General features: G+C 43.1%; 15 protein-coding genes. 10 read left to right on the top strand and 5 right to left on the bottom strand.

Annotated features, from left to right (window positions below; genetic code table 11):
• Positions 1-107: 107 nt before the first annotated feature.
• From BSCG_RS10735 to BSCG_RS10750, 4 genes are all read left to right on the top strand, one after another.
• Entirely contained in the window at positions 108-698 is a 591-nt protein-coding gene (locus BSCG_RS10735; RefSeq protein ID WP_004299903.1) for a TetR/AcrR family transcriptional regulator, read from the top strand.
• A 16-nt stretch (positions 699-714) separates the two neighbouring features.
• Positions 715-1,461 (top strand): 3-oxoacyl-[acyl-carrier-protein] reductase, encoded by a 747-nt coding sequence (fabG, locus tag BSCG_RS10740; RefSeq protein WP_004299904.1) that lies wholly within the window; start codon positions 715-717, stop codon positions 1,459-1,461.
• A 9-nt stretch (positions 1,462-1,470) separates the two neighbouring features.
• A complete protein-coding gene (locus BSCG_RS10745; protein WP_004299905.1) occupies positions 1,471-2,142 on the top strand; it encodes an RluA family pseudouridine synthase in 672 nt (223 codons plus the stop codon).
• Between the two features lie 219 nt (positions 2,143-2,361).
• Positions 2,362-4,632: a GH92 family glycosyl hydrolase gene (locus tag BSCG_RS10750; protein WP_004313027.1), complete on the top strand. Its 2,271-nt coding sequence runs from the start codon at positions 2,362-2,364 to the stop codon at positions 4,630-4,632.
• Positions 4,633-4,933: 301 nt separating this feature from the next.
• Here BSCG_RS10750 and BSCG_RS10755 read toward each other — a convergent pair whose 3' ends face one another.
• The 5 genes from BSCG_RS10755 to BSCG_RS10775 form a co-directional block, all read right to left on the bottom strand.
• On the bottom strand, positions 4,934-6,094 hold the full coding sequence (locus tag BSCG_RS10755; RefSeq protein WP_004313028.1) for a glycoside hydrolase family 130 protein: 1,161 nt from the start codon (positions 6,092-6,094) through the stop codon (positions 4,934-4,936).
• 498 nt (positions 6,095-6,592) lie between these two features.
• The gene (locus BSCG_RS10760; protein WP_004299909.1) at positions 6,593-8,038 is read right to left on the bottom strand and encodes a glycoside hydrolase family 125 protein; all 1,446 of its coding nucleotides are present in this window, start codon (positions 8,036-8,038) and stop codon (positions 6,593-6,595) included.
• A 59-nt stretch (positions 8,039-8,097) separates the two neighbouring features.
• On the bottom strand, positions 8,098-9,255 hold the full coding sequence (locus BSCG_RS10765) for a glycoside hydrolase family 76 protein (protein ID WP_004313030.1): 1,158 nt from the start codon (positions 9,253-9,255) through the stop codon (positions 8,098-8,100).
• A gap of 52 nt (positions 9,256-9,307) precedes the next feature.
• Positions 9,308-10,258 (bottom strand): endonuclease/exonuclease/phosphatase family protein, encoded by a 951-nt coding sequence (locus tag BSCG_RS10770; RefSeq protein ID WP_004313031.1) that lies wholly within the window; start codon positions 10,256-10,258, stop codon positions 9,308-9,310.
• Between the two features lie 53 nt (positions 10,259-10,311).
• On the bottom strand, positions 10,312-12,594 hold the full coding sequence (locus BSCG_RS10775; protein ID WP_004313032.1) for a GH92 family glycosyl hydrolase: 2,283 nt from the start codon (positions 12,592-12,594) through the stop codon (positions 10,312-10,314).
• A 210-nt stretch (positions 12,595-12,804) separates the two neighbouring features.
• Between BSCG_RS10775 and BSCG_RS10780 the strand changes: the two genes are divergently transcribed.
• From BSCG_RS10780 to BSCG_RS10805, 6 genes are all read left to right on the top strand, one after another.
• Positions 12,805-16,845 (top strand): response regulator, encoded by a 4,041-nt coding sequence (locus tag BSCG_RS10780; RefSeq protein ID WP_004313033.1) that lies wholly within the window; start codon positions 12,805-12,807, stop codon positions 16,843-16,845.
• A 188-nt stretch (positions 16,846-17,033) separates the two neighbouring features.
• Entirely contained in the window at positions 17,034-19,007 is a 1,974-nt protein-coding gene (locus BSCG_RS10785) for a LamG-like jellyroll fold domain-containing protein (RefSeq protein WP_032849582.1), read from the top strand.
• 18 nt (positions 19,008-19,025) lie between these two features.
• Positions 19,026-20,273 (top strand): SusE domain-containing protein, encoded by a 1,248-nt coding sequence (locus BSCG_RS10790; RefSeq protein WP_004299915.1) that lies wholly within the window; start codon positions 19,026-19,028, stop codon positions 20,271-20,273.
• 14 nt (positions 20,274-20,287) lie between these two features.
• On the top strand, positions 20,288-21,679 hold the full coding sequence (locus BSCG_RS10795; protein WP_004299916.1) for a glycoside hydrolase family 76 protein: 1,392 nt from the start codon (positions 20,288-20,290) through the stop codon (positions 21,677-21,679).
• 36 nt (positions 21,680-21,715) lie between these two features.
• On the top strand, positions 21,716-24,961 hold the full coding sequence (locus BSCG_RS10800) for a SusC/RagA family TonB-linked outer membrane protein (protein ID WP_032849581.1): 3,246 nt from the start codon (positions 21,716-21,718) through the stop codon (positions 24,959-24,961).
• A gap of 13 nt (positions 24,962-24,974) precedes the next feature.
• On the top strand, positions 24,975-26,903 hold the full coding sequence (locus BSCG_RS10805; protein WP_008776384.1) for a RagB/SusD family nutrient uptake outer membrane protein: 1,929 nt from the start codon (positions 24,975-24,977) through the stop codon (positions 26,901-26,903).
• Positions 26,904-26,935 lie beyond the last annotated feature (32 nt).

The raw sequence follows: 26,935 nt of genomic DNA, 5'->3' as shown, positions 1-26,935 counted from the left end.
AGCACCTATTAATATACAAATGTTAATATTCTCTCTATTTTCTTGTATGGTCTAAAGAAAAGAATTACTTTTGCTCAAAATATTCAGCAATGTGCAATTTGTAACCTATGACCGTATCCAAGACAAAAGCCAAATTAGTAGATGTAGCCCGTCAGCTTTTTGCGAAGATGGGAGTAGAAAACACAACTATGAATGATATCGCTCTTGCTTCTAAAAAAGGTAGACGAACGCTCTATACTTATTTTAAAAGTAAGGATGAAATTTATTTGGCTGTTGTGGAATCGGAATTGGATATTCTGTCGGATATGATGAAGCGGGTGGCCGAGAAAAATATCTCACCGGACGAGAAATTGTTGGAGATGATATATACCCGGTTGGACGCGGTAAAAGAGGTGGTCTATCGAAACGGAACATTGCGTGCTTATTTCTTCCGTGATATATGGCGGGTGGAAAAAGTTCGCAAGAAGTTTGATGCAAAGGAAGTCCAGCTCTTTAAAGCCGTTCTTCTGGAAGGACAGGCAAAAGGAGTTTTCCATATTGACGATGTGGAGATGACTGCCGACTTGATACATTATTGTGTGAAAGGAATTGAAGTTCCTTATATTCGAGGCCATATAGGTGCACATCTGGATGAAGATACAAGAAATAGATATGTGTCCAACATTGTGTTTGGCGCACTGCATAGAACAGAAATTTAATTAAATAACTTTTAGTATGGGATTATTAGACGGAAAAACAGCCATTGTAACCGGTGCTGCTCGCGGTATTGGTAAGGCTATCGCTCTTAAGTTTGCTGCCGAAGGCGCAAACATCGCATTTACTGACCTTGTCATTGACGAAAATGCAGAAAATACAGCTAAAGAATTGGAAGCAATGGGCGTGAAAGCCAAAGGTTACGCTTCTAACGCGGCTAACTTTGAAGATACTGCAAAGGTCGTTGAAGAAATCCACAAGGACTTCGGACGGATCGATATATTGGTAAACAATGCCGGTATCACTCGTGACGGTTTGATGATGCGCATGAGCGAACAGCAATGGGATATGGTAATCAACGTGAACCTGAAGTCAGCATTTAACTTCATCCATGCTTGTACACCTATCATGATGCGTCAAAAAGCTGGTAGCATTATCAATATGGCCTCTGTTGTAGGTGTTCACGGAAATGCAGGACAGGCTAACTATGCTGCTTCTAAGGCAGGTATGATTGCATTGGCTAAGTCTATCGCACAAGAGTTGGGTTCTCGCGGCATCCGTGCCAACGCTATCGCTCCGGGATTCATCCTGACAGACATGACAGCTGCTCTTTCTGACGAAGTAAGAGCTGAATGGGCAAAGAAAATACCTTTGCGTCGTGGTGGTACTCCTGAAGATGTGGCAAACATCGCTACCTTCCTGGCTTCTGATATGTCTTCTTATGTATCAGGTCAGGTGATTCAGGTAGATGGTGGTATGAATATGTAATCGAACAGAATGACTGTTGTATACGAAGACAACCATATCATTGTAGTCAACAAGACCGCTTCCGAGATTGTCCAGGCAGACAAGACGGGGGATACGCCGCTTTCGGAGACTGTAAAACAGTATCTGAAAGAGAAGTATCAGAAACCCGGAAATGTTTTCCTCGGTGTGACACACCGGTTGGACCGCCCCGTAAGCGGTCTTGTTATTTTTGCCAAAACGAGTAAGGCATTAACAAGGCTCAACGAAATGTTTCGCACCAGTGAGGTGAAAAAGACTTATTGGGCGGTTGTGAAAAATGCTCCGCAAGAACCGGAAGGTGAACTGGTACATTTTCTTGTACGTAATGAAAAGCAGAACAAAAGTTATGCATACGACAAAGAAGTGCCGAACAGCAAGAAAGCGATCTTGCATTACCGGTTGATCGGTCATTCGGAGAATTACTATTTGCTCGAAGTCGATTTAAAAACCGGACGTCATCATCAGATTCGTTGTCAGCTGGCAAAAATGGGATGCCCTATCAAGGGAGATTTGAAATATGGCTCTCCACGCTCCAATCCGGATGGGAGCATTTGTCTGCATGCCCGGAGAGTACGGTTCATACATCCTGTCTCAAAAGAACTGATAGAGCTTGAAGCTCCTCTTCCCGAAGGGAATTTATGGAAAGGATTCGCCATAGATTAACACGGATTTCCACAGATTCATTTATTATGTTATTTAGTAGACGGTACGCAGTTTTTCTGTGGAAAACCGTGTAAATCTGTGGTTGGAACTTGCCAAAAGAGTAAACCTGCCTGCCATTTTTCTTGTAAACTCTAGCGACAGTTAGTTAATTCCTAAATAGGTAGTATATTTGCATCATTCGCTAACTATAATTTTCAATCATACCAAAGAAAAATACGAATGAAGGCATTTAAACTACTTGCACTTACTTCTTGTGTCTTGCTTACAGCGGGAAATGGAGTAGCGCAACAGAACTATTCAAAAAGTGAAGGATTATTGCAGTACGTCGATCCGTATATCGGATCCGGTTATCATGGACACGTCTTTGTTGGGACGAGTGTTCCGTATGGAATGGTACAGCTGGGTCCTACCAATATCCATAAAGGTTGGGACTGGTGCTCGGGTTATCATTATTCCGATAGTATTTTAATTGGCTTTTCACATACCCATTTGAGCGGTACGGGCTGTACTGACTTATGTGATATTCTCATCATGCCATTGAATGAGATCCGTACTCCCAGAGGCAATCAGGATGATATACGTGATGGGTATGCTTCCAGATATTCTCATGCGAATGAAATCGCCCGTCCCGAATATTACTCTTTGCTTCTCGACCGTTACAATATCAAAGCCGAGTTGACAGCTACAGATCGTGTAGGCTTCCATCGTTATACTTATCCTGAAGGAAAACCGGCTTCCATATTAATCGACTTACGTGAAGGAAACGGATCGAATGCTTACGACAGCTATATCCGTAAGGTAGATGATTATACAGTAGAGGGTTATCGTTATGTGAGAGGCTGGAGTCCTTCCCGCAAAGTTTATTTTGTGTTGAAAAGTGATAAGAAGATAGAGCAGTTTACTGCCTATGACGATAATGCTCCGCAACCTTGGGACCAACTGAAAGTGGCATCGGTGAAGAGTGTCCTTACTTTTGGCAACGTGAAAGAAGTGAAGATAAAAGTCGCTCTTTCTTCTGTCAGCTGTGACAACGCAGCGATGAACCTGCAATCCGAACTTACTCACTGGGATTTTGATAAGGTGGTGGATATGAGTGCCGACCGATGGAATAAGCAACTGGAGAAGATGACAGTAGAGACTGATGATGAGGCTTCCAAACGTGTATTCTATACCGCCCATTATCATACTATGATTGCCCCTACGCTTTTTTGCGATGTGAATGGAGAGTATAGAGGGATGAATGACATGATTTACACAGACCCGAAGAAAGCCAACTATACGACTCTTTCTTTATGGGATACCTACCGTGCATTAAATCCTTTGATGACTATTACTCAACCTGAAATGGTTGACCATGTAGTCAATTCGATGATTTCCATCTATCGTCAGCAGGACAAACTCCCTATCTGGCCTTTGATGAGTGGAGAGACCGATCAGATGCCGGGGTATAGCTCCGTGCCGGTGATTGCCGATGCATATCTGAAAGGATTTACCGGGTTCGATGCGGAAGAAGCATTGCAAGCAATGATAGCTACAGCTACTTATGAAAAGCAGAAAGGAGTACCTTATGTAGTCAAAAAAGGCTATATCCCTGCCGACAAAGTTCATGAAGCTACTTCCATAGCCATGGAGTATGCAGTGGACGACTGGGGAATTGCCGCTATGGCACGTAAGATGGGAAAGACAGAAGATGCTGAAACATTCTCAAAACGTGCTCATTATTACAAGAACTATTTTGATTCTTCTATCCATTTCATTCGTCCGAAACTGGAAGACGGCTCTTGGCGTACTCCTTACGATCCGGCACGTTCCATCCATACTGTTGGAGATTTCTGTGAAGGAAACGGATGGCAATATACTTTCTTTGCTCCACAAGACCCCTATGGGCTGATTGCCTTGTTTGAAGGTGACAAACCTTTTACAACGAAGCTTGATGGTTTCTTTACCAATACCGACAGTATGGGGGAAGAAGCATCGAGCGACATAACCGGATTGATCGGACAATATGCACATGGAAATGAACCGAGCCATCATGTTGCTTATCTTTACGCGTATGCCGGTGAACAATGGAAAACGGCGGAAAAGGTTCGTTTTATCATGAGCGATTTTTACACAGACCAGCCGGACGGTATCATCGGTAATGAGGATTGTGGCCAAATGTCTGCCTGGTATCTTCTTTCATCTATGGGACTCTATCAGGTGAACCCGTCGGATGGTGTATTTGTTTTCGGTAGCCCTTGTTTTAAGAAAGTAGAAGTGAAGGTACGTGGTGGTAACACTTTTACTGTAGAAGCACCCAATAACAGCAAAGAAAATATCTATATCCAGAAAGTGTATTTGAATGGCAAGCCTTATGATAAGAGTTATATCACTTATCAGGATATAATAAATGGCAGCACATTGAAGTTTGTAATGGGGAAAAAGCCTAATAAGAATTTTGGTAAGGCTCCGGCAAACAGACCGGTTGTTTTGAATAAGATAAATGGATAAAGATGGCTTACTTATAAAAGACAGCTAATTGTTGAAAGGAGGAAGAAGCCTCCGACAATGAAAGAATAAAGCTGGTTCTCAATATTCAATTCAGTTTTCAATAGGTATTATAAGGCTTTCCGATTGTAGCATTTAATTCTGCTTCGGAAAGCTTTATTTTATACTAGAAACGGCTGAAAAGCAAATCCTTAACAAGAACTTACTGTTTTCAGCCGTTTTGGGGAATATAGTTTTAAGAAATAAGTTAGTCCTGATTACATCTTTCCTTTAAAAAAGAATGTAATCAAGACTCTTTTTATAACTATGGAAGCGGATCAGCTTTTGCCGGTCGTTTCGGATCATAAACGGCTACTCCTACTTTGGAGTCAGCACAACCATAATACAAATACCATTTGTTTTTGAAGTAGACCATTCCTTCTATAAATACGGTTCCATCCACATATTGCCCACTCTTTTCAAAGCTATCCATCGGACGGAAGAACGGTTCATCGAGACGGGTGATAAAGCGGGTAGGATCATTGGCGTCGAAGAGTGCTTGTCCGGCAGCATAGACATTGGCGGTATAGCGTTTGTCACCTCTTCCTGAATGGTTCTTACCATTATAAAGAAGGACAATTCCTTTCGGAGTGTAGATAGCTGGAGGCCCACATTCGGTGAGATGGCTGTCGAAGTAGCCGTCACGGGGAGAAAACAGCTTTTTTAGGGAGCCGTCAATGTTGACAATCGGTGTCCAGTGGATTAAGTCATCGGAAGTAGCTGCGAATACATGCTCCTCTCCCCAGTACATAAAGTATTTCCCGTTGACTTTCTTGATAACCTGTTTCCCTTTAACAACTTCGGTCAGGATAGAGCCGGACTTACAACCCAGGTTGAAGAACTTTCCATCAAATGCTTTGGCAAAAGCAGGACCGTGTTTTGTCCAGTCTTTTAGGTTGCGGGAGGTCGCTACTGCCAGGCGAGGTACATGGCGATTCCATTGGGTGTACATCATTACATATAATCCGTCATCGGTTACGGCAATTCGTGGGTCTTCGCAGCCGCCGGGCCATTCCAACTCTTTTTGTGAATCATTATCCGGATAGAATACAGGAGTCTTTTCCCGTTGGAAATGTGTGCCGTCGGTAGAAGTGGCATAACCGAGGCGGGAAGTCCGGTGTCCGATACCGACACCTGATTTATCCTCTGCACGGTATAACACGACAATCTCACCATTGTAGAGTGTAGCAGCCGGATTGAATGTATCGTTCGATTCCCACGCAATAGAATCTTTGGTCAATGGACAGTAAAACTTAGTGTTTTCTATAGGAGATATTACCGGATTGACATTCTTTGGACGTTCGAAACCACAGAAAGCCCAATCGGGTAATTTGTTCTCTTTATGATTGGAAGACTGTCCGTAGGCAGTACAGGTCATCATGGTTGTAGTAAGTAGGAATAAAAAAGTTGATTTCATATTGTTCATATTATATGGGTCATTTATTTTTTAGGAGTCATATACTCCCTACATATAAATTGGAAAATAAATAAAATGCTGTCATCTGTCACCTGATTGGGCATAAATGATTGATTATAAATATACTGCAGTGTGACAGCATGATGTGACGGCAAGGTGACGACAACTTTGCTGTCACCTTGTTGTGAAAGCAAGGATTTTATTGTTTCTCTGCTATGTGGGCACTTATTTTTCTATCCGGAGCGGTATTCAAGGATTATCAGACTATTACGGAAGAGAGAGTTTCAGTACTTGAAACTAAAAGTTCTATTGCTTGAAACTTTTGTTTCGTCAGCGGGAAACTTTAGTTTCATCGGTGAGAAACTCTAGTTTCTCTTACTTGAAACTGTGGTTTCAAAGGCGTGAAACTAAAGTTCTTCAACCTTGAAACTACTTTGGAAGCGTAAGCTTCAAGGTTAGAAACAGTTATCTCATAAGCGGGAATACAATAAAAAACATAATAGAAGACTATTGGATACTATTCAGTAAGTCTACTTTTCCTTCATTTACGAGTTTTAGGATTAGTTCTCCGAATAGCGTATTTTGCCATGCAAACCAGGAACGAGTAAAGTTCTTCGGGTCGTTCTTGTGGAAAGATTCATGCATGAACCCTGTTCCGGCATCCGTATCCATTAGCATTTTGATGCAGGTCTTGATTTCTGCGTCGTTTTGACTGGTGAATGCTTTCATCATAATACTCATGGGCCAAATCATGTCATATCCGATGTGCGGACCGCCAATTCCTTCGCCGGCAGTACCTTTGAAGAAGTAAGGATTATCTTCGCTCCATACAAACTTACGGGTATTCTGATAAATAGGATCGTTCACTTTCACATCTCCAAGATAAGGCAGGGCAATGAGACTCGGCACATTGGCATCATCCATTAACAGTTGGTTGCCGAAACCATCTACTTCGAAAGCATAGATTTTGCCATATTTCGGATGATTGTAAACCGCATACTTTTTCAGGGCTGCTTCCACTTCGTTCGACAGTGTAGTACATTCTTTAGCTAAATCAGGTTTCTTGTTGACTGTATTCAGAATCTCGGCAGCTTTGCGCAATGAAGTTACAGCAAAGAAGTTGGACGGAACGAGGAACTGGAAAGTTGTAGCATCATCCGAAGGACGGAAAGCAGAAGCAATCAGTCCGACCGGCTTTACAGGATTACCCCAGCCGTCGTTGGTCATCGTATCGAGTGCACGTTCCGTTTTGCGTTGGAAACGATAAGGACCTTTCGGATCTTCTTTTCGTTGCTGTTCCTTAAACGTTTTCAAAACCTTGGCGATGGCTGTAAGCCATTCGTCGGAGAATATACTGGCGTCTCCCGTCGTCTTCCAGTAATGATAAGCGAGACGGATAGGATAACAGAGCGAGTCGATTTCCCATTTGCGTTCGTGCAGTTCGGGCTTCATGTCCGTAAGGTCGCTCATCCATTCGCCGCCTTCGGAATTCATGTTGAAAGCATTGGCATACGGGTCGATATTGATACACTTGAACTGACGTTTGATAACGCCGGCGAGCATTTTTTTCAGTTCTGCGTCTTTGTTGGCGAGTTGCACGTAAGGCCATACTTGTGCACCCGAATCGCGCAACCACATGGCGTGGATGTCACCTGTATAAACAAACGTATCGTCTTTACCGTCAAAATGAACAGTAGTATCCAGTGTGTTCGGGAAACAGTTTTCGAACATCCATGCTAAGCGGGCATTCGTCAGCAGTTGCTTGATATGCGCAATCTGTTGTTCCACAGCTTGTGAGACAAACAGACGTTTCGATGTTTCCGGACGGTTCGTCTGATAGTTGTTGATTTTGGTATTATCTTGTTGGATGACAAAATCACTGTTCGTTATAGCCTGCATATTGCTAGCGCCCAAGAGTGCTATGGACAAACAAAAGGCTTTAGTTATATTCATGGTAATAGTCTTTTTTTGTTGATTAGTATTGATTATGAAAGTGTTGCGGAGAAGAAGTGTTAAATCTCTGCAAAGAATTCAATAAGACAGGCATTGTCGAGCAGCCATTTATACTGCTCCTTGTTATGTCCCGACCAATCCCTGCCTAATAATCCGTTTTCATCCCGGTAGTTTTCCCAGGCGTGAAGCGCATTTTCCACCATCGCATTGACATACGCCGGATTCTTGTCAATCTTATACAGAGCTTTCAGTCCTCTGAATAAGATCACGTTAAACCAGGCCATGTCTTTATGTACTTTGACAGTCGGGTCTTTCTTATCGGCTTTTGTGCGGAAAAAGGCATCTGTTCCTGCGGCTGTCTGCTGTGCATCGTGCAAATACTGCTCATCTCCCGTTTCCTCATAGAGCAATACACCCGCCTGAATCATCTGTCCACTGTTGTAGGCGTATTTCTCTTTGGAAACTTTCCCTTTCAAGTTGATGTTATCCCAGTAAAGATGGTCGGTAGGGTCGCATAGATGCTTTTTTGTCCAGGCATACGTCTCTTTTGCTTTTTTGAGGTATTTGGCATTCTTCGTCAGCCGGTACAACTTGACACCGAGCACAGTAGACGGTGCATTGGAACAAGTATGCTTCGCTTCCTTCTGCTGTTCACACCAAAAGATGCCACCGCCTATCTCATCGCTCCATCCACTGTAGATATATTGATACAATGCAACGGCTTTTTCCAAAGATGCAGGCTTGTGAGTCAGTTGGTAATAATCGCAATAGTCCAGTGCAATCCAGATGTTATCGTCATAATAACGTCCGTGCTGCCCGTACTTGGTGGGGTATGACTGATAACAGGCCGGCAAGCGACTGTTATCCCAATACTGCTCCATTCCCGGTAGAATTCTTTTCTCGAGAATCTTTTTGTACTTCTTGTTTCCGGTCGCTTTGTATAAAGCCACACAACCCGACATCATCCCGGAATACGGCCATAGAAAAGAAGCCTTCAGCGTTCCGTTCTGCTGCGTTCCGCCCGCCAGATAAGTAATTTTTTGGTCGGGATTGACAGGATACGTTTCTGTTAGTAGTCCGTCATTCGTCTGATAGAGATTCAATACATTAGATAGAATCGAGTCGGCAATAGAAAGATAACGGGTATTTCCCGGTGTCTTTCCCACTGCGGAAGTAAGGCAAAATAACATACAGGCTACAAAACATATATTTCTCATAGGAATATCGGGTTGTGTGGTGAAACTTTCAGGTTATAACTAGATACAAAGATTATTTCTGCTGACGCTGGTCGAACTCCAGTTCCACCTTTACGGGGAAATGGTCTGAAGGAGTGCGCGCCTGATAAGTCTTGATGTCGATTTCTTCCGGGCAATCGTTCGCCTGCTTCTTTTCTCCCTTGCCTACGATGCTGCGGTAAGTATCAGTCAGCACACCATATCTTTTCACTTGGAAAGACGGAGAAACGAATATATGGTCGATACGGCTTTCCGTAAAGCTGTTCGGGTCGAAGTCGTTGAACGTGCCGTTGATAGCATAGCGGAAGCCGGCCTTCTCGTAAGAGTCGCACAACACCCCTTTGCTCACAAAAGCATCATAAGACTGGTGGGTCTGGTCGACATTGAAGTCTCCCGTCAGGATGGCCGGAAGCTCTTTGCCTTTGCCAAGTTCTTTCATCTTGTCCTGCACGAGGAATGCACTTTCCACACGTGCCTTCTTGCCGATATGGTCCATGTGCAGGTTGAAGAAAAGGAATTCGAAGCCGGTATCTTTGCATTTGAAGTGTCCCCAACTGCAAATACGCGGCAACACGGCATCCCATCCTTTGCTCGGCACGTCGGGAGTTTTCGACAACCAAAAATCACCTTTCTCTATCACGTCAAACTTGTCTGTGCGATAGAAAATAGCAGAATGTTCACCTTTCTCTTTGCCGTCGTCGCGACCTACACCGATATAATCATAACCGGGTAATGCCTCTTTTATATCTTTCAGTTGATGAATAAAGCACTCCTGCGTGCCGAAAATATCGAAATCGTGGTATTGCACTATTTGGGCAATGACCGGGTAACGTTGTCCCCAACCGTTTCCGTTGATTGAATCGCCACCGTTGGCGTTTCTCAAATTGTAGGAGGCAACGGTGATAGAAGTAGGCTGATAGTTACTTTGACAACCGCAAAAGACGATCGCAACAAGGGCAATTAGTAAAAGGTTTTTCAGTTTCATGTTTTTATAGTTTGTTTGGTAGATAATTCATTGATCTCCAAAAGTACAATATTTTATTCAAATGAAAGAGAGTAAGGTACATCTTTTTCTGTGGTTCCCCGTTGTTTATTGGGTACGGGGCTCATTTGAAATTGAATATTAGCACCTTTAATCAGCTGGTCATGTGTAAGGAAATTACGGGTTTGTGATTTCCCGTTTACTTTCATTTCCTTGATGTAGCGGTTGTCAAGCTGGTTGTTATCTGCCTTGATCGTGATGGTCTTTCCGTTCTCCAAATGTAACTTCGCTGATTTGAAGAGTGGGGTTCCAATGATATATTCATCCGTTCCCGGGCAAACCGGATAGAAACCGAGTGCGGAGAATACATACCAGGCGGAAGTCTGTCCGTTGTCTTCGTCACCGCAATAACCGTCGGGACCGGCGGTATATAGTTTGTTCATAATCTCACGTATCCAGTATTGAGCTTTCCAGGGCTCGCTCGAATAGTTGTAGAGATATACCATGTGCTGAATAGGCTGGTTGCCGTGCGCATATTGCCCCATGTTCATTACTTGCATTTCACGCATTTCGTGAATCATGCCGCGGCTTTCCATTCCCAGTTTACCCGGGATGACAAAGACGGAATCCATCATCGCGTTGAATTCTTTCTTGCCTCCCATCAGGTTGATAAGTCCTTGCGGGTCGTGGAATACGCAGAAGCTCCAGTGCCAGCTATTCCCTTCGCAAAATTCACCGCTCCAGTCCACTGCATCGAAATTCGGATTGAATACGCCTTTGTTGTCTTTGCCAACCATCAGTTTGCGTTCCGGGTGATAGACATTTTTGTAGTTCAGCGCGTGTTTCTTATAAATGTCGATTTCGCTCTCCGGTTTACCGAGTTTCTTGCCTAATGTATAAATTGCCCAGTCGTTGTAAGCATACTCCAATGTACGTGCAACGTTTTGTCCTATGCCGATATTGTTGGCAACATATCCCAGTTGGTTGTAAGACTCGTAACCGAGACGCCCCGAAGCAGTCCCGCGAAGATGTGCATTTGCTCCATGCTTCAATGCTTCCCAAAGAGTTTCGATGTTATACCCGCGCAACCCTTTGATGTAAGCGTCGGCCACTACGGAAGCCGAGTTGTTGCCTACCATACAATCCCGATGTCCCGGGCTAGCCCATTCCGGCAGGAAACCGCTCTCTTTGTAAGCGTTTACCAAACCTTCCTGCATCTTCAGGTTCATCGACGGATACATCAGGTTGAGGAAAGGAAACAGACAACGGAACGTGTCCCAAAAACCGGTGTCGGTAAACATATAGCCGGGACGCACTTCACCGTTATAGGGGCTGTAATGCATGATTTCTCCTTTAGCGTCTATCTCGTAAAAGCTACGTGGGAAAAGCATGGAGCGGTACAGGCAGGAATAGAAGGTGCGCAGGTTATCAATGTTATCGTCTTCCACCTCTATCTTACTCATTTCACGGTTCCACACGTCTCTTCCGTTCGTTACCAATTGGTCGAAACTGTTTCTGCCCAGCTCTTTGAGATTTAATTCCGCTTGTTCAGGACTGATAAAGGAGGAAGCAACCCGTGCGTGTACGATTTCTCCCTTTTTCGTGGCGAATCCGATTACCGCACCTGTGTGGTTTCCTTTCGCTTCGATCTCATTCGGAAGAATGTTGTTTTCGGAAACTGTGGAAACGAATGTGAACGGTTTGTCGAATTGAACTACAAAGTAGTTTTTGAAGTTTTCCGGCACACCGCCGCTATTCTTGGTTGAATAGCCGATAATCTTGTTTTCTTTCGGAATCACTTTCACATAAGAACCTTTGTCAAAAGCGTCTACAATCACGTAGGCATTCTTTGTCTCCGGATACGTGAAACGGAACATGACGGCGCGCTCTGTAGGAGCAAGCTCGGTTGTTACGTCATGGTCGGCAAGGTACACCTTATAATAATAAGGTTTGGCAACTTCCGCTTTGTGAGAGAACCAACTGGCACGTCGGTCTTGATCGAATACCAGTCCGCCGGTGATAGGCATGATGGCAAACTGCCCGTAGTCGTTCATCCAGGGACTGGGCTGATGTGTTTGTTTGAATCCCCGGATTTTGTCGGCATCATACGTGTACGCCCAACCGTCTCCCATTTTACCGGTCTGCGGTGTCCAGAAATTCATTCCCCACGGCAATGCCGTAGCCGGATACGTGTTTCCGGTAGACAGTTCAAACTTGGATTGAGTGCCTACCAGTGTGCTGACATAGTCTACCGGATTCTTAACGGCAGAAGATTGCAGGCTGTACAACACGGCACCTCCAAGAAATAGCAAGTGTTTAAATGAAAAATGTGTTTTCATGAACAAATGAATTTATAGATTTGAAAATAATTTCTACGACGAAAATAGGGAGAAAAGGAATGTGCTTCTAGTAATAGAGAGGTTAAATCGCCTCTTGTCGCTAAAATTAACTACTCTGGCACGGAAATTTACTTATATTCCGGTCAAAAAAAAGCTCGGAATGTTTTTTTGTTTACCTTTGTCATATAGCAAATCTAAGAATAATACACTATGGGAAAACAGTCGGTTTATATTCTATTATTTTTTCTTAATCTGTTGATACATAACGCTTATGCTTATAATTTGAAGCAAGTTGCAGATAAAGAGTATATGTCTAATAGTTCGATTACATCTCTGTGCCAGGATGAGCGTGGATTGATGTGGTTCGGGACCTGCGACGGACTGAATATTTATGATGGACAGGAGATTGAGGAATTTAAGACTCGTGACAAAGAGGATTACTTATCTGGTAATCTGATTGACAATATTGTGTATACGGGCGAAGATGTTTACTGGATTCAAACCTACTATGGGCTGAACCGTTTGAACCGGAAAACCAATACAATCACTCACTATAATGAATTTCAGAAACTCTTCTTTATGAATAAAGATAGTCATGGTAATCTGTTCATTATCCAGGATAGTAACTGCATTTATTATTATCATAAAAAAGAAGGAGTCTTCAAGAAAATCAATATCACGGGAATCCCGATTTCCGATATCGTAAACTTCTTTATCGACGGTAACAACCGGATGTGGGTAGTCATGAAAGGATATAACCGCTGTTATGATATACAGCAGGAAGCCGCATCGGGAGATATCACCCTGTTACCCCAGAAAACGAACCTGATTTATCAGACTTCCTTGATTTATTGTTTCAATGACGAGCAATCTCTTTATTACATAGACAAGGAATTTAATTTCTATGCTTTCCATATTCCGACCCAGAAGAATGAGTTTATTGCCAATCTAGGTAAGGAAATACAGGAACGTGGCAAAATTTCGTCCATTGTTCATTATCATAACAGCTATTTTGTGGGCTTTTTGATGGATGGCATTCTCCTGTTGGAAAAACAGAAGGAGACGGATCATTATCAAATTCAGTCGTTACCTATCAACAGCGGTGTATTCTGTCTCAAGAAAGACCGTTTTCAGGATGTTGTCTGGATTGGTACTGACGGACAGGGCGTTTATCTTTATTCGAACCCGCTTTATTCTATCAAATCAATGGTGCTTAGCAATTACACCGAGAAAATAGAACGCCCCGTGCGTGCCATCTATCTTGATGATGAATGTACTTTCTGGGTGGGAACCAAAGGAAACGGAATTCTTAAAATCTATGATTACGAATTCGATAAAAACATCTCCGACTGTCGGGCAGAGGTGTTGACTACCTCTAATAGTGCTTTGAGTAGTAATGCCGTTTATTGTTTTGCCAAGAGCCACCGGAATTTGCTTTGGATAGGAGACGAAGAAGGATTAACTTATTATTCATATCGGGAAAAACGTATCAAGAGTATACCAATACGGATCGGTAACGAAGATTTCAAATACATCCATGACATTTACGAAACAGCAGATTCCGAACTGTGGCTGGCGAGTGTCGGCATGGGAGTGGTGAAAGCTCGTATTGCCGGAACACCGGACAATCCGGTGATTGTGGATGCGCAACGTTACATCATCAATGACGGCGAACTGGGATCGAACTATTTCTTTACTATTTATGCGGAGAATGAAGCCAACCTGTTGTTTGGCAATAAAGGATATGGGGTATTCCGCTATAACGAAACGACGAATGGCCTGGAACCGGTGTCTACTCACAAATACGAAAACATGACCCTGAATAATATTCTCGCTATCAGTAAAGACAGCAGCAATAACTATCTTTTCGGAACGAGCTACGGATTGATAAAGTACACATCGGAAACCTCTTATCAGCTCTTCAATGCCAAGAATGGTTTCCTGAATAATACCATTCATGCAATTCTTAGAAACTCGTCCGACGACTTCTGGTTGAGCACCAATCTTGGATTAATCAATTTCGATACGAAAAGGAATGTCTTTCGTTCATACGGTTTTGGAGATGGTTTAAAGGTGGTAGAGTTTAGTGACGGAGCCGCTTTTCGGGATTCCCAGACTGGTACTCTGTTCTTTGGCGGAATCAATGGAGTCGTAGCTATCCGGGCGGATGGCCGTCCGGAGCAGCTTTATATGCCTCCTGTTTATTTTGATAAGCTGTCTATCTTCGGTGAACAATACAATCTGGGCGAATTTCTCACCCGGAAAAAAGAAACTGAAGTCTTGAATTTGCAGTATGACCAGAATTTCTTTTCTGTTTCATTTGCCTCTGTGGATTATCTGAATGGTAATAACTGTACCTATTTCTATAAACTGAAAGGATTGAGTGACCAATGGGTAAACAATGGTTCGGAAAGCGGAGTCTCTTTTACGAATATGGCTCCCGGCGAATATACCTTACTGGTGAAATATTACAATAGTGTCTTTGATAAAGAGAGTGATGTCTATTCTCTGGTGATTCGTATAGGTGATCCGTGGTATGCTTCCTGGTGGGCTTATTTGATTTATGCCCTGTGTCTGCTTTTACTGGCAGCCTTGCTGATACGTTCCTTTATCCTGCGCTCCAAACGTAAAAAGCAGGAATTGCTGAACGAGATAGAGAAACGCCATCAAAAGAATGTCTTTGAGTCCAAACTTCGTTTCTTTACTAATATCGCACATGAATTTTGTACTCCGCTGACTTTGATTTATGGTCCTTGCGGACGAATCCTTTCATCGAAGGGACTTAGTAAATTTGTCGTGGACTACGTACAGATGATTCAGACGAATGCGGAGCGTCTCAACAACCTGATTCATGAGTTGATCGAATTTCGTCGGATTGAAACGGGAAACAGGGAAGTGCGGGTTGAATCATTGAATGTGTCTTCCATTGTGAAAGGAATAGCCAAAACGTTTGTTGAAATGGCTAAATCCAGAAACATCACTTTCTTGAGCAAGATACCCGAGCAGGTGATGTGGAACTCGGACAAAGGGTTTCTGAATACGATTATTATTAATCTGATTTCTAATGCCTTTAAATATACTCCCGACGGACAGAGTATCAAGATTGAAGTGGATACGAGCCGGGAAAATATGCTGGCTCTTCGTGTAGCAAATGAAGGAAGTACCATCAAGGAAAAGGATTTTCAGTATATTTTTAATCGGTATGCCATTTTGGATAATTTCGAGAATCAGGATGAAAAGAACTTTTCACGGAACGGACTGGGGCTAGCCATCTCTTATAATATGGCAAAGTTGCTGAATGGTACGTTGAAAGTGGAAAATACTCCTGACGGATGGGTGATGTTTACACTAACCTTGCCGGTCGTGAAACTGACTACCGGAGTGTCGGAAACCAAGCGGCTCACAGCGGAATACATCCCTAAGATAGATACTCAATCGATACTGAAACTTCCCCAGTATGAGTTTGATAAGATGCGTCCTACGCTTTTGGTTGTCGATGATGAAATCGAAATGCTATGGTTTATTGGAGAAATCTTCTCGGCTGACTTCAATGTGGTAACCTTGCAAGATCCTGAACGGCTGGATCAGGTGATGAATGAGGTTTATCCGAATGTGATTATCTGTGATGTCATGATGCCGGGAATGGGCGGCATTGAACTGACCAGGCGGATCAAATCGGTGAAAGAGACAGCGCATATTCCTATTATTGTGGTTTCCGGACGGCACGAGATGGAACAACAGATGGAAGCTCTTTCTGCCGGTGCGGAAATGTATATCACGAAACCGTTTAGTGCGGAGTACCTTCGTATTTCTGTCTGTCAGGTGATGGAACGGAAAGAGGTGTTGAAGAATTATTTCAGTTCGCCGATCAGTTCTTTTGAAAAGTCGGACGGGAAGTTGACGCATAAAGAGTCGAAGAAGTTCCTTCAGTCGGTTTTGAAGATTATCAATGATAATATAACGAACAAAGATTTGACTCCACGTTATATCGCCGATCGGCTGGCAATCAGTCCCCGGAGTCTTTATCGGAAGATGGAAGAGATAGGAGAGGATAGCCCGACCGATCTGATTAAGGAATGTCGTTTGCACATAGCGAAAGATTTATTGCTGACCACTAAAAAGACGATTGATGAAATTGTATTCGATTCGGGATTCTCGAACAAAGTTACTTTCTTTAAGGTGTTCCGTGAAAAGTATGAGTGCACGCCAAAAGAGTTTCGGATGAAACATTTGGAAGAGGTTCAGCAGTAGCCTGTGGCGGGAATTTTTAAAGAAAAAGAAGAAGTAAATATCCGTGTTAATATAGTAAATATCCGTGCCAAAAGGTAAAAAAGGATAGTTAATTTTCTTTTGGTAGAGTTTAGTGATTTTATCTTTGTCTCATCGAAGTTTTTAAGTAGATAAACTTGAAAAGTATTAATTTATTAATCTTTAATCTAATGAAAAGGAAACTTAGTTTTTTATTTCTTTCAGCATTGACCATTCCATTTTTTATGGTATCGTGCAGTGATGATAAAGAAGAACAGGAAGTGAAACCGGCAACAGATCTGGTTGTCGATAATAATTCGGTGACACTACTACAAGGAGACGAAATTACGGTGAGTATCACCTCCGGTAATGGCGATTATTATGTGAAGCCATTTGATGAAAACGTGGCGACGGCTACAATCAATGGTAATAAGGTGACTATTAAAGCTACCGAAAATAGCCAGTTGGAAGAAAATAACCGTACGGAAACCACTATATTAATAGTAGATGGACGTAAGAAAGTGGCTAGAGTGCTGGTTCGGGTAGCAAAACTCTGGAATTTGACGGTAGATGCACCGGAAGAAGGTTTTGACCTTTTTATCGGTGAAAAGAGACTGGTGAAGATTTTGACCGGTAACGGAGATTATCAGATTTCCATACCGGAAGGTGCTGATAAGTTTTTGGAAGTGGGTGAACTATCCGGACAGGTTATTCCGTTGACTGCCAAGTTCGAGACTGGAGCCGATCCGGTAAATGTTACGATAACAGATAAGAAAGGTAAGACAATCACTATTCCTGTGGTAGTGAACATCGTGGATTTGACACTGAAAAGTAATGAAGCCACTTTTGCCGAACCGGATGCCGAATCTCAATATATCTCTATTGAGAGAGGTAATGGCGGATATCGTTTCACTTATCAGGTGGGAGACGGCGAGCCTACTACAGATGCAACGATTGTGGAAGCTACTGAAAAAGAGAACCTGATTACCTTGAAACCCAAAGCTAGAGGTGATGTGAAAGTGATTGTGACAGACCAGAAAGGTTCTGTGGAGGAGATTGCGGTGAAAGTGAATCCATATAACCTTAAACTGGAAAATGAAGCAACTTCTTTAATCATTGGTGGTTATGAGGCATCTACTGAAATAGCTATTACCAGAGGAAATGGTGATTATAAATTGGCACGACTCACGGATGATAATAAAACCTATTTGAAAACCGCTGAATTGATTACGGAAGACGGGGCTACCAAGTTAAAACTAACAGGAAAGAAGCTCGGGACTACCACACTGGAACTGTCTGATGCGGCAGGTCAGAAATTGACGTTACCAGTTTATGTGAATCCGGTATGTTATCGTATGGAATATGACGTATGCTTTAAAATTGATATTAAAAAGTATGCCGAATCACATTCAGAGGTGAAAAGTATGAATCAGCTTACTTTTGAGGTTGTGTTCTACCCGACTTATACTCGTTCTATGCAATCGTTTATAGGTTTGGAAAGTGTATTCCTGCTTCGTGCAGAAGCTAAGGATGTGAATCCGCGTTTTGAAATAGCCACTAAAATTAATGGTAAGAGTGATCCCCGTTTCCGTAGTCAGCAAACTATTTATTGCGATGATTCGGAAGGTGGACGTAAGACTCCGGGTAAATGGTATCATATAGCCATTGTATATGATGGAACGAAATCAAGTACTAAAGAGGCTTATAAAATGTATATAAACGGGGTGAGAGAAACGTTGACTCCTGCAGATAACTCTTATGAGGATTGTGCCCCTAATTCATCTCTCAATCTGACAGATGTAGGTGGAAATGATAAAGCACTGTTGATTGGACGTTCCGGAGATTCATATCGGGTAGGATATTGCAAAGTTTATCAGGCACGGATGTGGAAGAGAGCGTTGGACGAAAGTGAAATTAAAGCGAATATGTGCAAAATCCTTAATGCAGAAGAACACTCTGACTTGATGGGATATTGGGTATTCTCGAAAGGTGTCGGAGGTACTACAGTTTTTGAAAATTGGGGAAATGGCGGCAGCGGATTGGATGCGCAAGTTTGTTTGCAGAATATAAGCGAAAATAAACCTGCCTGGGGAGCGGAACTTCCTGCAACTTATAATGGAGATAAGAGCCGCTTTGAACCAATTGAATGTCCTCATTCATACTAAAACTAGGAATATAATAATATGAGAAACAATATGATAACAAAAAAACTAATCAAATTTGCCCTGCTGTTTTTTCTTATCGGACTGACGGCTTGTGACAATAAACTGAATCCGGGATTTGATCCGGATGATTATGAACCGATTGTTCCGCCTGAACCTGTTAGAACAATGGATGCAATGGCTAGTGGCGAGCGAGTAGTACTTTCGGGTGCTTCGTTGACGGATATTGTTCTGAAATGGACGCCTACCGAGAAACACGGAAATACAGTATATCGTTATGAAGTATTGATTGATACGATCGGGGGAGACTTTACCAAACCGGTAGAAACGATCTTTTCTGACAATAACGGTTTGGAATCACAGTTGACTTTAACCCATTATCAGGCAAACACAATAGGTAAACTGGCTAAATTCCGTTGCAATACCAACGGCACACTGCGTTGGAAGGTGCGTGCTTATTGCGGATTGGATCAGGCTCTTAGTAGTCTGGAAGGTTATTTCGTAATTTTTATGATGGACGGCATTGATGATATGCCTTCTGAAAACGAGCCGGTTTATATCACTGGCGTGGGTACGGAAGATGATGGTGATGAAGCGGAAGCACAACAAATGCTCCGTCAGAATGAAGGAATCTATCAGACTTTCACTCAATTGAAAGCCGACCAGCCATTTATATTTATGTCTACTGTAGAAGGTCGCAAATGCTATTATTATGTAGACGACAACGGAGTGTTGCGTGAGCGTAATGATGGTGAAGACTATACAGTTACGGTTCCTCAATCAGGCATCTACCGGATTACCATCAATATGGGTGAACAAACGATCAGTTACGATGAAATAGGAGCTGTATATCTTTATAACCATTCGGGTGGGTATAGACAGGATTTCAACTATCTGGGATATGGCAAATGGGGTGTGAAGAATTATACTGCCCGGAAACAAACGGAAAGTTGGGCAGGAAGCGGTGAAACCCGTCATAGCTTTAAGATGGAAATCAACGGAACAACCTACCGTTGGGGACATAAGGAGAAAGATAAAGGGCAACCGAATCTGACTACCGACAACAGCTATTATAATTTATATCAGCTGGCATTGGGCACAGATCCATGGGATTACAGTTTCCGTTTCTGCGACGAATTACTGCAATGGGGTGAAAAGCAGGGAAATGTCTATTATGCTACGGTGAAAACCGATGTAACCCTCTATTTCAATGCAGAGTTTGGAACGTACACCCACCGTTGGGTAGCTTCGGAAACGAATGAAGATTAAAACTGAATAATAATATGAAGAACTATATAGTATCATTATCAAAAAGAGCTTTGTTGTTAAGCGGTGCACTGGCAATATTTACAGCTTGTGACGACGGCGATCTGGGAGACATCTACAAAGGTAATTCATCCGGTGAATATGTGTCGGATGTGAACTGGACAGATGCAGCCGACAAAAGTACGGGAACTTATATCAAATATTTCTATGAGAATGCCAGCGGACGGGATACCTTTTGCGGAAGCATTTACTGGGAAAAACCGAATACACCGGAAACCGGAGAACCGGCAAGCACGGGCGGTAGCGGCGGATGGTCGCAGGGACATGCATTGGACATCGTGATCGATGCTTATATCCGTCACGCAAACAATCCCGAATATCAAGCTCATTTGTATGAAAACATCATGAAACCTTTCCTGCCGGCTTTTGATGACTGGAATGAACATTGCGGTTATGGTGGCAAAGACTTCTGGAATAACTTCTATGATGATATGGAATGGATGGCACTGTCTTGTCTGCGGGTTTATGAATTGACTGGCGATCAGGATTACTACAGTGCGTTGATGAAGATGTGGAACCATATCAAGGGAGCGAAGAATGACTATAAAGGGGTAGGAGGAATGGCATGGAAAACGGATGCGCCGGCTTCACGTATGTCTTGTTCCAATGGTCCCGGTTGCCTTCTGGCTATGAAATTGTATCAACTTACCGTTAAGGAGGCTAAAGATGGCTGGGAAGAGCAGGCTGCTTATTACCTGAACTTCGCCAAAGAGGTATACAACTGGATGACGGCTTATCTGTGTGATATTTCCACCGGACAGGTATATGATAATCTTAGTATTAAAGATGACGGAACACCGGGAGATCCTGATAAAGTAGCCTTGTCTTATAATCAGGGAACATTTATGGCGGCTGCCCTGGAGCTGTACAACGCTACCGGTGAGGATGAATATCTTCGTAATGCGGTTGCTTTCGGCTCTTACCAGGTGAATAAGAAGATGGATTCCAACTATCCGGTATTCAGTGGTGAAGGAAATTCGGGAGATAATCTTTTATTCCGTGGAATATTTGTCCGTTACTTCCTGGATATGGTGAAACAGCCGACTAACAGCCTTTATCCGGAAAAGACCAAGAATAAGTTTATCGCTGCATTGCGCAGCTGTTCTGATGTGCTTTGGACGTTGGCTCATCCCGAAGGCTATTATGTGTGGGAGTACGATTGGGCAAAAGCACCGACCTTCGGTAATCGTGACAACAGGGAAGATCGCCTGACAATTTCCTTGAATGCGGAAGTCCCGGGAGCAACAATGATTGAAATCCGTGCCCGTTATGAAGACTGGGTGCAAGGTAAAGCAACGGAAAAGGCCAACTGGGTCGGACCGGATTTCGGTAAGAAAGCAGAGGAATAAGATTGATTTATTACACATAGAAAATCGAAAAGAAAGATGATACATATAAAAAGAAATATTTGTCTGGTGGCTGTTTCTTGCACTCTTCTTGCAGGTATACCTTTGCAGGGTGTGGCGCAAACGGGAAGAACGGCAAAGGTGCAGACCACACAAAACCATAAAATAACAGTGTCGGGTACGGTATTGGACAAGACGACAAATGACCCGTTGATCGGTGTGTCTGTTGTCGTGAAAGGGGTGGCCAATGCAGGTACGATTACAGATATGGATGGTAAGTTTACATTGAAACTGCCTTATGCGGAAGCTCCGTTGGTGTTTTCTTACCTGGGTTACCAGCCGCAGGAAATTGTTCCCGGTGCAAAGAAGGAACTGACTGTCTTACTACAGGAAGATACGAAAGCCTTGCAGGAAGTGGTTGTGGTAGGTTATACCAAACAACGTAAAGAAACGATGATCGGTTCTGTTGCTACCATCACGACAAAAGATCTGACGCAAAGTCCTACTGCCAATATCAACAATGCGCTTGCCGGACGTCTGCCGGGGTTGATTGTAAACCAGTATGCGGGTGGTGAACCGGGTGTGGATCAAAGTGAATTGTTTATCCGTGGTAAGGCAACTTACGGTAACCAGAGTGCCATTGTCATTGTCGATGGAATCGAACGTGACATGAGTTACCTCGCACCGGATGAAATTGAAACATTCACTATCCTGAAAGATGCTTCGGCCACTGCCGCTTATGGTATCCGTGGTGCAAATGGTGTAATCGTTATTACTACCAAACGTGGTAAGGCAGCGGAAAAGGCAACCGTGAACCTGAAAGCCTCTATCGGTATTAACCAGCCGATCGGTTTCCCCGAATATTTAGGCTCTGCCGATTATGCAACTTTATATAATGAAGCCAGATTGAACGATGCCAAGATGACGGGCGCAGACATCAGCAGTTTGAACCTTTTCTCTCAACAGGCGATTGACAATTTCCGCCGTGCGAAAGGAGACAACTCCGATGGTTTGGGATATGACTGGGATTATTATGATTTTGCCTTCAAACCCGGTTTGCAGGAAGATGTCAGCCTCTCCATCCGTGGAGGTACGGACAAGGTACGTTATTATGTATTGGCCAATTACTTTTCACAAGGCGGTAACTACAAATATTCGAATGCCGGTGAATATGACTCGCAAACCAAGTTCACCCGTTACAACTTCCGTTCGAACATCGATATCAACATTAATCGTTATTTGAGTACCCGTTTGGATTTGGGGGCCCGTATTACCGACCGTAATGCACCGGGTACAACAGCCGGTCGCCTGATGACCATCTGTGCTACCCAGCCTCCATATCTGCCCATCCTGGTGGAAGAAAATGCGCATCCGCAGAATGAGGAATACATTCAGCAAAATCCTCGTGGAATGCTTTATGGTGACAATATCTACCGTTACAATCTTCTGGGTGAATTGAGCCGTACCGGTTATCTGAATGAAAAGAACACGTATCTGAATGGTAGTTTTGCCATGAATCTGGATATGGAATTTCTGACGAAAGGATTAAAAGCGGAAGTGATGTTCTCTTATGATGCTTCTGAAGGACGCTGGATTAATCGCAAACTGGATACTTACAAAGACGGTTATCGTGAATATCCGAAATATGCGACGTTTATGCCAATCGAAGGTTCGGATGCTTATATGGCAGGCGGACACTATACGGGTGCTTATAAAACGGGTAACAAATATGATATTGACCAGACTATTGGCAACGGATTCAGTCATAACGCTTCTGACGGACGTACTTATATACAGGCACGTTTGGATTACAACCGTTTGTTTAGCAACCGCCACGAAGTGACCGCCATGTTATTGGCAAACCGTGGTAACCGTACTGTTAACAATGAACTGGCTTATCATAGCCAGGGTATCACCGGACGCTTTGCTTATTATTATAATCAGAAGTATCTGATGGAATTTAACTTCGGTTACAATGGTTCCGAAAACTTCACTCCGGGCAAACGTTACGGGTTCTTCCCAGCTGGTTCAATCGGTTGGGTAGTCTCTGAAGAGGAATTTATGAAAAAGGCTTCCTGGATTGACTTCCTGAAAGTAAGAGCCTCCTATGGTTTGGTAGGTAGTGACAATGTCAGCAGCCGTTTCCCATATCTGGCTTTCTACGGTGGTGGCAGTGGTTATGATTTCGGTAATAACTTTGGTACGAATGTAGGCGGTACTTCCGAAGGTAATCTGGCTAATGCGAATCTGACTTGGGAGAAAGCCCGTAAACTGAATGTCGGTATTGACTTTACTACCCTGAACCAACGTTTGGCATTGACGATAGATGCATTTTATGAATATCGTTTTGACATTATTACAGATATGAATAGTGACGGTATCATAGGATATCCGGATATTGTAGGTAAAGATGCAGCTTTACAGAATCTGGGTGAAGTAAGCAACCGCGGTGTGGATATCGAATTGAGCTGGAATGATAAGATTGGAAAGGATTTCCGTTACTATATTCGTCCGAACCTGACTTTCTCCCGCAACCGTTTGGAATATAAAGCGGAAGTTGCCCGCAAGAACTCCTGGCGTAAAGAAACCGGTAAACGTTTATACGAAAACTTCGTTTATGTGTTCGATCATTTTGTAGCCGATCAGGAAGAGGCTGACCGTTTGAACAAGATCGGTTATCAGCCGTGGGGACAATTAATTCCGGGAGATGTTGTTTATAAGGATTTGGATCGTAACGGAGTGATTGATGATGAAGACCGTACAGCAATGGGAAATCCGCGTAGTCCGGAACTGATGTTCGGTATTCCTTTCGGTTTCCAGTATAAGAACTTTGATTTTAGTGTATTATTGCAAGGTGCGACAAAATCATCTATTCTGTTGAATGGGGCTGCTGTATTTGACTTCCCGCAATTTGAACAAGATAAGATCGGACGTGTGAAGAAAATGCATCTGGACCGTTGGACACCGGAAACGGCTGCTACTGCCAAATATCCGGCATTGCATTATGGAACACATGATAACAACAAGAATGGAAACAGTAGTTTGTTTTTGTATGATGCTTCCTACCTGCGTCTTAAGAATGTGGAAATTGGTTACAATGTATCACCCAAATTATTACGTAAATTCCATGTGCAACAGGCACGTATCTATGTACAAGGTCTGAATCTGTTGACTTTTGATAAACTGGGTGATGTGGATATAGATCCGGAAACGAAATCCGGAGACGGAGCTTCCTGGTATCCTATTCAAAAGGTATTCAATTTTGGTATTGATATAACATTCTAAATAAGATAGAAATATGAAAAAGTTATATAGATTTTCAGCAATTGCTTTATTGGTCCTGCCGTTGGTCTTTACTTCATGTAGCGATTACCTGGATCGGGACGATGATGATAATATTACGGAAGCGGACGTTTTTGCCCGTTACGAAAAAGTGAACGGACTGGTTTCCGACGTATATGCGGCTGCAAAGAAAGCAGACCGTCCGCTGGTGTTCTTCGAGCACTTCAGCAACAGTGCCATTACGGACGAATGTGAAGGAACCAACGTAGAGGGAAACATTACGAATAACTTCAATAACGGTGCCTGGAACCCGAATTCTTTGCCCGGTAGTGTAGGGCAATATTGGGAAGCTCTTTATGAAGGAATCCGTAAAGCGAACCTGATTATAGAAAATGTACAGAAGTATAATACGCCCGACAACCCACAGCAGGATGGTGATCTTCGCAACCGTATCGGTGAGATGTATTTCATGCGTGGTTATTTCCACATGCTGTTATTGCGTATGTATGGCGAAGCTCCTTATATTGACCGTGTGATTAATGCCGGAGATAATATGGACTTCAAGAAAGAATCTGTTCATTCGATGGTTGAAAAGATTGTGACGGATGCGCAAACTGCTTATGGCATGGTTCCTAATAAATATGTGAAAACTTCCGAGAATTTTGGGCGTGTGGATAAGGGAGCCTGTCTGGGATTGATTTCTTTTGTTCGCTGGGTAGCGGCTACTCCGTTGTGGAACGGTGCTTCTCAATATGGATACAACTTGCGTCGTGTGTTTGAAAATGAGTATGCTTATGATGCTACTCGTTGGAGAAAAGCCAAAGAAGCGGCTAAAGCCGTTCTGGATTTCGAAGTCGGCGGAACCAAGCGTTATTCTCTCTATACGAAACATGATGCAAATGATTTCAAGGATCCGGCTGACGGTAATCTGAATGACAGCCGTGTATATGCTCGTTTGTGGGATATGTTTTATGATATGGATGCCTTTGCCAATGAGTATGTGTTCTTTATGACGAAGAGCAAGGATCAGGCATGGCAGGGGGATATTTATCCGCCCAGCCGTGAGGGAAGTTCGCGCCAGCAACCGGTGCAGGAACAAGTGGATGAATATGAATATATCGTAGGTGATTATGGCTATCCGGTATATTCGGCAGAAGCTCGTAAAGGTGGCTATGATGATACTAATCCGTATATGAAAGGTACTCGTGACCCGCGTTTCTATCGCGATGTAATTTATCACGGAGCTCCTTATCGTAATAATAAGAACGAGTCGAAAACGATCAATACGGCGAGTGGTTCCGATAAGATTGGTGCTACCAATGCAACTACTACCGGTTATTATTTACGTAAATTCCAACAGGAGTCATGGAACAAATCCGGTAACTTCAGTATCAATGCGCCCGCCATCTGGCGTCTTCCGGAGTTTATCTATATTTATGCAGAGGCTTGTAATGAATTGGGCGAGGATATCGATGAAGCTTATAAATTGGTGAATACGGTTCGTGAACGTTCTTTTATGAAACCGATGCCGCCGGAAGTAAAGACTAATCAACAGTTGATGCGTGAATACATTCAGCGTGAACGTCGCGTGGAACTCTTTTATGAGGGAAAACGTCCGTGGACTTGCCGCTTGTATCTGGAGCCCACCAGTAAGGAAGAGCTGGCAAAGGAAAGCCTTTGGAAATCTAGCGGAAGCGATAACTCAAAACGTACGCAAAAATACTGGGCTGCCAATAACGGTGCATTACCCCGTTGCCAGCGAATGATTAACGGAATGCGTCCGGTGCAGGATGAGAATGGAGCGATTACGGTTGACGGTGTGAAATATAGAATGGAGCGTTTCTGCGTGGAAGAACGTACTTTCTCTATTCAGCATTATCTGTTCCCGATTCGCCAGAGTGAGTTGCAGAAGACACCGATCATTGAACAAAATCCCGGATGGTAAACCGGTAGGAATGTATAACTTTAAAAAGAAAA

The organism is Bacteroides sp. 2_2_4, from assembly GCF_000157055.1.
Classification (GTDB): Bacteria; Bacteroidota; Bacteroidia; order Bacteroidales; family Bacteroidaceae; genus Bacteroides; species Bacteroides ovatus.
This window is presented reverse-complemented; position numbering and strand designations above follow the sequence as displayed.

Coding starts and splice junctions, on each gene's coding strand:
- BSCG_RS10735 (WP_004299903.1), top strand. CDS start 108: ATGACCGTATCCAAGACAAAAGCCAAATTAGTAGATGTAGCCCGTCAG.
- fabG (WP_004299904.1), top strand. CDS start 715: ATGGGATTATTAGACGGAAAAACAGCCATTGTAACCGGTGCTGCTCGC.
- BSCG_RS10745 (WP_004299905.1), top strand. CDS start 1,471: ATGACTGTTGTATACGAAGACAACCATATCATTGTAGTCAACAAGACC.
- BSCG_RS10750 (WP_004313027.1), top strand. CDS start 2,362: ATGAAGGCATTTAAACTACTTGCACTTACTTCTTGTGTCTTGCTTACA.
- BSCG_RS10755 (WP_004313028.1), bottom strand. CDS start 6,094: ATGAACAATATGAAATCAACTTTTTTATTCCTACTTACTACAACCATG.
- BSCG_RS10760 (WP_004299909.1), bottom strand. CDS start 8,038: ATGAATATAACTAAAGCCTTTTGTTTGTCCATAGCACTCTTGGGCGCT.
- BSCG_RS10765 (WP_004313030.1), bottom strand. CDS start 9,255: ATGAGAAATATATGTTTTGTAGCCTGTATGTTATTTTGCCTTACTTCC.
- BSCG_RS10770 (WP_004313031.1), bottom strand. CDS start 10,258: ATGAAACTGAAAAACCTTTTACTAATTGCCCTTGTTGCGATCGTCTTT.
- BSCG_RS10775 (WP_004313032.1), bottom strand. CDS start 12,594: ATGAAAACACATTTTTCATTTAAACACTTGCTATTTCTTGGAGGTGCC.
- BSCG_RS10780 (WP_004313033.1), top strand. CDS start 12,805: ATGGGAAAACAGTCGGTTTATATTCTATTATTTTTTCTTAATCTGTTG.
- BSCG_RS10785 (WP_032849582.1), top strand. CDS start 17,034: ATGAAAAGGAAACTTAGTTTTTTATTTCTTTCAGCATTGACCATTCCA.
- BSCG_RS10790 (WP_004299915.1), top strand. CDS start 19,026: ATGAGAAACAATATGATAACAAAAAAACTAATCAAATTTGCCCTGCTG.
- BSCG_RS10795 (WP_004299916.1), top strand. CDS start 20,288: ATGAAGAACTATATAGTATCATTATCAAAAAGAGCTTTGTTGTTAAGC.
- BSCG_RS10800 (WP_032849581.1), top strand. CDS start 21,716: ATGATACATATAAAAAGAAATATTTGTCTGGTGGCTGTTTCTTGCACT.
- BSCG_RS10805 (WP_008776384.1), top strand. CDS start 24,975: ATGAAAAAGTTATATAGATTTTCAGCAATTGCTTTATTGGTCCTGCCG.